Source organism: Micromonospora sp. S4605, assembly GCF_003176715.1.
Lineage (GTDB): Bacteria > Actinomycetota > Actinomycetes > Mycobacteriales > Micromonosporaceae > Micromonospora > Micromonospora echinaurantiaca.
Genome location: NZ_QGSW01000405.1, coordinates 1 through 6,847, shown reverse-complemented (window position 1 = coordinate 6,847; position 6,847 = coordinate 1). Strand labels below are relative to the sequence as shown.

Annotated in this window: 6 protein-coding genes and 1 pseudogene; 4 read left to right on the top strand and 3 right to left on the bottom strand. The window is 75.6% G+C overall.

All coding sequences use genetic code 11. The features are described 5' to 3' along the window. Window positions 1-28 precede the first annotated feature (28 nt). From DLJ47_RS32235 to DLJ47_RS32220, 4 genes are all read left to right on the top strand, one after another. Window positions 29-1,912 carry a bifunctional 3'-5' exonuclease/DNA polymerase gene (locus DLJ47_RS32235; protein ID WP_233258139.1) on the top strand — a complete coding sequence of 628 codons (1,884 nt, stop codon included), beginning with the start codon at window positions 29-31 and terminating at the stop codon, window positions 1,910-1,912. 249 nt (window positions 1,913-2,161) lie between these two features. Continuing rightward, window positions 2,162-2,755 (top strand): nucleotidyltransferase family protein, encoded by a 594-nt coding sequence (locus DLJ47_RS32230; RefSeq protein ID WP_109905733.1) that lies wholly within the window; start codon window positions 2,162-2,164, stop codon window positions 2,753-2,755. Window positions 2,756-2,855: 100 nt separating this feature from the next. Then, window positions 2,856-3,359 (top strand): hypothetical protein, encoded by a 504-nt coding sequence (locus DLJ47_RS32225; RefSeq protein WP_109905731.1) that lies wholly within the window; start codon window positions 2,856-2,858, stop codon window positions 3,357-3,359. A 2-nt stretch (window positions 3,360-3,361) separates the two neighbouring features. After that, the gene (locus tag DLJ47_RS32220; RefSeq protein ID WP_109905729.1) at window positions 3,362-4,405 is read left to right on the top strand and encodes a phosphotransferase; all 1,044 of its coding nucleotides are present in this window, start codon (window positions 3,362-3,364) and stop codon (window positions 4,403-4,405) included. Between the two features lie 7 nt (window positions 4,406-4,412). Here DLJ47_RS32220 and DLJ47_RS32215 read toward each other — a convergent pair whose 3' ends face one another. The 3 genes and pseudogenes from DLJ47_RS32215 to DLJ47_RS36045 all read right to left on the bottom strand — a co-directional run. After that, on the bottom strand, window positions 4,413-5,339 hold the full coding sequence (locus DLJ47_RS32215; protein ID WP_109905727.1) for an amidohydrolase family protein: 927 nt from the start codon (window positions 5,337-5,339) through the stop codon (window positions 4,413-4,415). Beyond that, window positions 5,336-6,145 carry a metal-dependent hydrolase gene (locus tag DLJ47_RS32210; RefSeq protein WP_109905725.1) on the bottom strand — a complete coding sequence of 270 codons (810 nt, stop codon included), beginning with the start codon at window positions 6,143-6,145 and terminating at the stop codon, window positions 5,336-5,338. Before DLJ47_RS32210 ends, DLJ47_RS32215 begins: the two co-directional genes overlap by 4 nt. Before the next feature lie 103 nt (window positions 6,146-6,248). Further along, window positions 6,249-6,847, bottom strand: a pseudogene (locus DLJ47_RS36045) (hypothetical protein); the annotation flags it as partial.

The following is a 6,847-nucleotide window of genomic DNA, read 5'->3' as shown; positions in this document are numbered from 1 at the left end:
GACCGGCACCGTCGAGTTCCACAACGCGATGCTCATCGGCGAGCCCGAGGGCGACGCGCTCAACCTCTCGGTGACGTTCACGAACTCCGGTGAGGCGACGATCGTCGAGGTGCGCTACGACGACCAGGCGCAGCAGATCAGCGTGCCCGAGGGCGTCACGACCTACGGCTTCCCCGACCAGCAGCTGGTCTTCAGCGCCGACGACATCACGTTCGGCTCGCACCAGAACGTGTCGTTCCAGGCCGACGGCGCCGAGCCCACGGGCGTCGAGGTGCAGACCATCTCGACCGAGTTCGTCGGCTACGAGACGCTCGGCCCGGTCGAGCCGGCCGCCGAGCTGGCCGCCGCGGTCGCCGCCCGGGAGCGCGCCGAGCACCCGCGGTGGGTCTGGGCGTCCGGGGCGGGCGTCTATCCGGCCCTGTTGCGCGCCGGGGTGCGGGTCGAGCGCTGCCACGACGTGGAGCTGACCGAGGCGCTGCTGCTCGGTCACGCCGGCCGCTGGGGCGAGCCGCGTTCGCTCGCCGCCGCCTGGGCCCGACGCACCGGCGCCCCGGTGCCGGCCGACCCGCCGCCGCGTCCGGCCGCGCCGCCGGGCCACGGGCAGGACGCGCTCTTCGACACCCTGCCCGGCCCGCCGGGGCCGGGCCTCGACGCCCTGGTCGAGGTGTACGCCGACCAGCTCGCCCGGATCGCCGCCACCGAGCATCCCGGCCGGTTCCGGCTGCTGGTCGCCGCCGAGTCGGCCGGCGCGCTGATCGCCGTCGAGATGGGCGCGGCCGGGCTGCCCTGGCGGGCCGAGGTGCACGACGAGATCCTCGCCGAGCTGCTCGGCGAGCCGTCCCCGGTCGGTGGTCCACCCCGCCGGCTGGCCGAGCTGGCCGCCCGGATCGCCGACGCGTTCGGCGTACGTCAGCTGCACGCCGACTCCCCGGCGGAGCTGTTGCGGGCGTTCGCTCGGGCCGGCGTGGAGCTGCCCAACACCCGGGCCTGGGTGCTGCGCGGCGTGGACCACCCGGCGGTGCCGCTGGTGTTGGAATACAAGGAGCTCTACCGGATCTGGACGGCGCACGGCTGGGCCTGGCGCGACGCCTGGGTGCGCGACGGCCGGTTCCAGCCGGAGTACGTGCCCGGCGGGGTGGTCTCCGGCCGGTGGGCGACCCGGGGCGGCGGCGCGTTGCAGATCCCGAAGGTGATCCGGCGGGCGGTGGTGGCCGATCCCGGCTGGCGGTTCGTGGTCGCCGACGCCGGCCAGTTGGAGCCCCGGGTGCTCGCCGCGGTTTCCGGCGACGCCCGGCTCGCCGCGGCCGGCGGGGCCGGCGACCTCTACGCCGCACTGGCCCAGGACGCGTTCGGCGGCGACCGGGCCCGCGCCAAGGTGGCCCTGCTCGGCGCGATGTACGGGCAGACCGGCGGCGCGGCGGTGCCGGCGCTGGCGGTGCTGCGCCGCAGCTACCCGACGGCGTTCGGCTACGTCGAGGCGGCGGCCCGCACGGGCGAGGCCGGCGGGCTGGTCCGGTCCTGGCTCGGGCGTACCTGTCCACCGGGGACGGCCGGCTTCGCCGACGGCGAGGAGGGCGACCCGGACGCCGGGGCCGACCCGCAGTCGACCCGGGCCCGGGCGGCGCGTTCCCGGGGCCGGTTCACCCGCAACTTCGTCATCCAGGCCACCGCCGCCGAGTGGGCCGCCACGCTGCTGGCCACCCTCCGCGGCGAGCTGGCCGGCAGCGACGCCGAGCTGGTCTTCTTCCAGCACGACGAGGTGATCGTGCACTGTCCGGCCGAGCTGGCCGGGGCGGTGGCCGAGGCGGTGCGCCGGGCCGGCGAGCGGGCCACCACGCTGCTGTTCGGCGACACGCCGGTGCGGTTCCCGCTCGATCTGTCCATCGTCGACTGCTACGCCGACGCGGACTGACCCTCGGCCGACGCGGGCGGCGGATCCGTCGCGGCGCACCACCGCCGGCCGCGCCCGCGCTGACCACCGGCTCAGCTTATGGCGATCGGTCCGGTGAATAACGGTTGCACTATTTTCCCTTTTCGCCCCGCTACCCGATCCGCCCCCTCCTCGTTGCTCCCGATGTCCGTACGACGGAGCGGGCCGTGCCCCCTGGGCCACGGTCCGCTCCACGGTAAAGGGGGCGCAGCGCTGAACCGGATCGCAGGAATGATCATCGCCGCGGGCGGCGGCCGCCGCATCGGTGGCCCGGAGGCCCTGCTGCACCAGGGCGAGAAGCCGCTGGTGAGCCGGATGATCGACACGATGGCCGAGGCGGGCTGCGCCCCGCTGGTGGTCGTACTGGGCGCCGCGGCCGACCAGGTGCGCGAGACGGCGGACCTGACCGGGGCCACCGTGGTGGTCAACCGGGCCTGGGGGACCGGCGTCGGGTCGTCCATCCGCGCCGGCCTGGCCGCGCTGGACGACGAGGCGATCGAGGCGGTCGTGGTGGTGCCGGTCGACATGCCCGGCCTGACCACCGCCGCGGTGCGCCGGGTGGTCGCCCTGCCGTTCCCGGACGTGCTGGTCTGCGCCACCTACGGCGGGCTGCGCGGCTACCCGATGCTGTTCGGCCGCCGGCACTGGTCCGGCATCGCCACCCTGGCCAGTGCCGACGTCGGCGCCCGACCCTACCTGCTGGCGCACAAGGACCAGATCGTCGACATCTCGTGCGACTCGGTCGCCGACGGCAGCCGGGTCGACACCCCGGAGCTGATGGCGCTCTACGGCCTCACCGTCCCACCCCAGCGCGTCGGCGTCTAGGCCACGCGGCCGCGGGTGGGGGTCCGCTACCCTCGCGGCCGGTCGGGCCGGGATATCGTCACCCCGGGCGGCGTCCGCGCCGCGCACGGGGGGAGGTCCGATGTACGTCGCGATCGGTCGGCACGTCGCCGGGGCGCTGACCGCCTGGCTGGTGTTCACCGCCGAGGCCCTGGTCGGCTGTCTGGCCCTGCTCGGCTACGCGCTGGTCACCGGCGCCGACCCCGGCGGCCCGCTGGCCGGGCCGATGCTGCTGGTGATCGCCGCCCTGCTCGGGGCCGTCCTGGTGCCGCTGCTCTTCGCGCCGGCGGTGCTGCTCGGTGAGGCGGCCCGGCGGCGGCGCACCCCGTTGGTCGGCGCGCTGACCGGCACCGCCGTGGCGATGCTGCTGGCGGCCCTGTACGCCGCCGGCGTCGGGCTGGCCACCGACGGGTCCCCGGCCGGCGTCGTACTGGCCTGCGTGCTCGCCGCGCTCGCCGTGGTGTGCCCGGTGCTGGCCTACACCCTGACCGTCCGCGCTGGCCGGTGGGCCGAGCGGGTGCTCGGCCGCCGGATGCTCCGGTCCGCGCCGGCCGCGCCCGTCACCGGAGAGGGTGTGACCTCGTAGGCGTGGCACGTCCACCGGTCGACCTGGTGCCCGCCGACACGCCGGCCGAGTCGCTGACCCACAACACCCTCAACGGGGTGACCGGCGGCATCTGGCGTACCCGCCGCGAGGGGCGGCCGGCCGTGCTGAAGCTGCTCGCCCCGCCGGGCCGGCCCGGCCCGACGCACTGGGCGGGCAGCACCGACCCGGGCCACTGGAACTACTGGCGGCGCGAGGTCGAGGCGTACCGCAGCGGGCTGGCCGCCACCGCGTACCCCGGACTGGCCGCTCCGACGCCGCTCGCGGTCGACGACCGGCCGGACGGGACGGTGGCGCTCTGGCTGACCGACGTGCCCGGCCGGCCCGGCACCTCCTGCACGGCAGCCGATCTCGGCGAGGTGGCCGACCGGCTCGGCGCGGGGCACGCCCGCTGGCTGGCCGACCCGGCGGCCCGCACCGCCGTGAACCGGACGCCGGACTGGCTGGCCCGGGACTGGCTGCGCGACTACTCGCTCAGCCGACCGGTGCCCGAACCGGTGCCCTGGGAGCACCCGGTGGCCGTCGCCGCCTGGCCGGCGTCGCTGCTGGCGGCCCTGCGCCGGCTCTGGCAGCGGCGGCACGCCGTGCTGGCCGCCACCGACGGGCTGCCGCGCACCCTCTGCCACCACGACGTGTGGCCGATGAACCTGGTCTTCGCCGACGCCGGTCCGGTGCTGCTCGACTGGTCGGGGGTGGGGCCGGGCCCGATCGGCGAGGACGCGGCCAACCTGGTGCTGGACACCTTCCTCGACGGGCTGGTCGACGTCGCGCTGCTCGACGACGTGGCGGCCATCGTGCTCGACGGGTACCGGGCCGGCCTGGGCCGCGCGGTCGACCCGGCGACGGTCACCCGCGCGATCCGGCTCACCGGCGCGGCCAAGTACGTCTGGCTGGCCCCGCTGATGCTCACCCGGCTGGGCGGCCCGACCGGGCAGACCTACGACCGGCGGGACGAGGCCGAGATCATGGCCGGCCGCCGTCCGGTGCTGGAGCTGCTGGTCCGCTGGGCCGCCACCGCCCTGGACTGAGCGCGGGTCAGTCCAACTCGAACAGGGCGGCGGCGTTGTGCCAGCAGACCGCGCGCAGCCAGTCGTCGCCGAGATCGAGCCGGGCCAGCCCGGCCAACTGCTCGGCGTACGGATAGGGGATGTTGGGGAAGTCGCTGCCCAGCAGCACCTTGCCGGCCAGCCCGAGCGCCCGCAGCCGGGGCAGCTCGTCGGCGGGGAAGGGCACGAACCGGTCGAAGAACGAGGTGAACGCCATGGTGGTGTCCAGCCGGACCCGCTCGTACGCCTCGGCCAGGTCGAGGAAGGCCCGGTAGTCCGGCGCGCCCAGGTGGGCCACCACCGCGGTCAGCCGGGGGTGACGGGCGAGCAGCGCGGCGAACGGGTCCGGCCCGGTGTGCGCGGTGCCGACCGGGGCGTGCCCGGCGTGCACCACGACCGGCGCCTCGGCGTCGGCGAGCAGCCCCCAGACCGGGTCCAGCGCGGGATCGGCCGGCGCGAACCCGCCGACCTGCACGTGCACCTTGAACACCCGGGCACCGGCGGCCAGCGCGTCGGCGACGTACCGGCCGGCCGACGGCTCCGGGAAGAAGGTGGCCGAGGGCAGGCAGCCCGGGGTGGTGCGGGCGAAGTCGAGCGTCCACCGGTTCAGCTCCGCCGCCATGCCGGGCTTGTGGGCGTACGCCAGGGCGCTGAACGCCCGGACGCCGAGCCGGCGCAGGTGCGCCACCCGTTCGGAGTCGCTCCACCGGTAGCGGATCGGCCACTCGGTGCCGACCAGCGGCCCGGCCGCGTCGAAGTACGCCCACACCCGGCGCAGCAGCCGGGGCGGCAGGAAGTGCACGTGCACGTCGGCCAGCCCGGGCAGGCCCAGCCCGCGCCAGAACGCCGGCACCTCGGCGTCATCGGCCCCGGACAACGGCGTCCGGCCGGTCGCGGGGGCGGGCCGGTCGGTCATATTTGGATGTTGAAGCGGTGCAGCACCGACGGGGCGACCAGCCCGGCGGCAGCCAGCACCGCGATCACGGTCAGCGCGGCGCGCACCACGACCACCTCGGTCTTGCTGCCGGCCCGCAGCGCGATGCTGTTCGGCAGGCCGATCATCGTCCACATCCGGCGTTTGATCGGGATCGGCCAGAGGATCGGCACCCCGGCCTTGGTGATCATGTCACCGAGGATGTGCACGAAGCAGCCCACGCCGACGGCGGTGCCGATCAGCGGATAGCCCCGGCCGCCGGGGAGGTTGGCGGCGACGAACCAGGCCGCGCCGGCGGAGACCAGGGTGACGATCACCCAGCCGGCCCGCTCCGCCCACTCGTCGAACAGCCCGCGCAGCGCCAACCCGATCATGAAGAACAGGATGCCGATCACCGCCCACTTGCCGTACGCGGCGCAGAGCGCGGTGGTGCCCCAGCCGACCAGCAGGGTGAACGGGATGGTGTGGGTCAGCGTGCGGTGCCCGTTGCTGCGGCGCGGGTCGCGGCTGAGTTTGGTCGCGTAGTAGACGCCGAGTGAGATCTTCTCCATCACCTCGGCGATGAACAGCGAGAACACCCCGAAGGTGCGGGCCACGGTGGCGCCGCCCTGGTTGCGGGTGACCTTGCCGGACAGGTCGAGGTCGGGGAAGAGGGCGCCACCCGCGCAGACCGCCGTCCCGACGGCGAGCGCGAGCGGGGACTGGTGGTAGTCGGCGAAGTGGTCCAGCGCCCACGACCCGGCCAGCCACACCGCCGCGCCGGACAGCGCGTGGGACGGTCCCATCATCTCGGCTCACCCTCCCCAGGGATCTTGAGCGCCAAAACTACGCCACTGTAGTTCAGAGCCGTGCCGCGCGGGCATCACCCGGACGGGTCCACAGAGGACGGTGTCAGGGCAGGGGGGTGAAGCTCTGCCGGATCATCGCGAAGTATGCCGTGTTGACCTGCCAGTCGAACTCCTTTGTCAGCCACGAGACGATGTACGCCCGGTCGGCGGAGACGTTCGCCAGCAGCCGCCCGGTGTGCACCCGGTCGCCGGCCGCGCCGATCCAAGCGCACTCCCAGATCGCGGCGCCCCGGAACATGTCCAGCGCCGCGATGTCGTACCGCTGGTAGCCGGGGAGCGACCCGCCCCCGGTGAGCCGCCGCTCCTCCGCCCGCCACCAGGCGACCGGGTCGGCGCGCCGGGGGCCGGCCTCCACGCTCAGCACCCGGGCCCCGTCCGGCTCGCGGAAGCAGGTGGCCGCGCCGTCGGTCCAGCGCAGCCAGGCCACCGGAGCGGCGATCCGGTAGCCGGCCGGGTCCACGTGCCAGGTCCAGCTGTCCACCAGCCGGAACGCGCCCGCCGGCGCGGGCACCGACGGCACCGGCGCGGCCCCGGGCGGGGGCGCCGCCGCACACGCGAACGCGGCCGGCCGGGGGACGGCGGTGGTGCCGGCGCCGGAGCCGGACGGGACGGTCGGCGGCTCGCCGGTCCGGGCCGCCAGAC

Bases quoted from the DNA above. Each gene is read 5' to 3' on its own strand.
- DLJ47_RS32210 (WP_109905725.1), bottom strand. From the start codon at position 6,145: ATGATGGGACCGTCCCACGCGCTGTCCGGCGCGGCGGTGTGGCTGGCC.
- DLJ47_RS32225 (WP_109905731.1), top strand. From the start codon at position 2,856: ATGTACGTCGCGATCGGTCGGCACGTCGCCGGGGCGCTGACCGCCTGG.
- DLJ47_RS32215 (WP_109905727.1), bottom strand. From the start codon at position 5,339: ATGACCGACCGGCCCGCCCCCGCGACCGGCCGGACGCCGTTGTCCGGG.
- DLJ47_RS32235 (WP_233258139.1), top strand. From the start codon at position 29: ATGCTCATCGGCGAGCCCGAGGGCGACGCGCTCAACCTCTCGGTGACG.
- DLJ47_RS32230 (WP_109905733.1), top strand. From the start codon at position 2,162: ATGATCATCGCCGCGGGCGGCGGCCGCCGCATCGGTGGCCCGGAGGCC.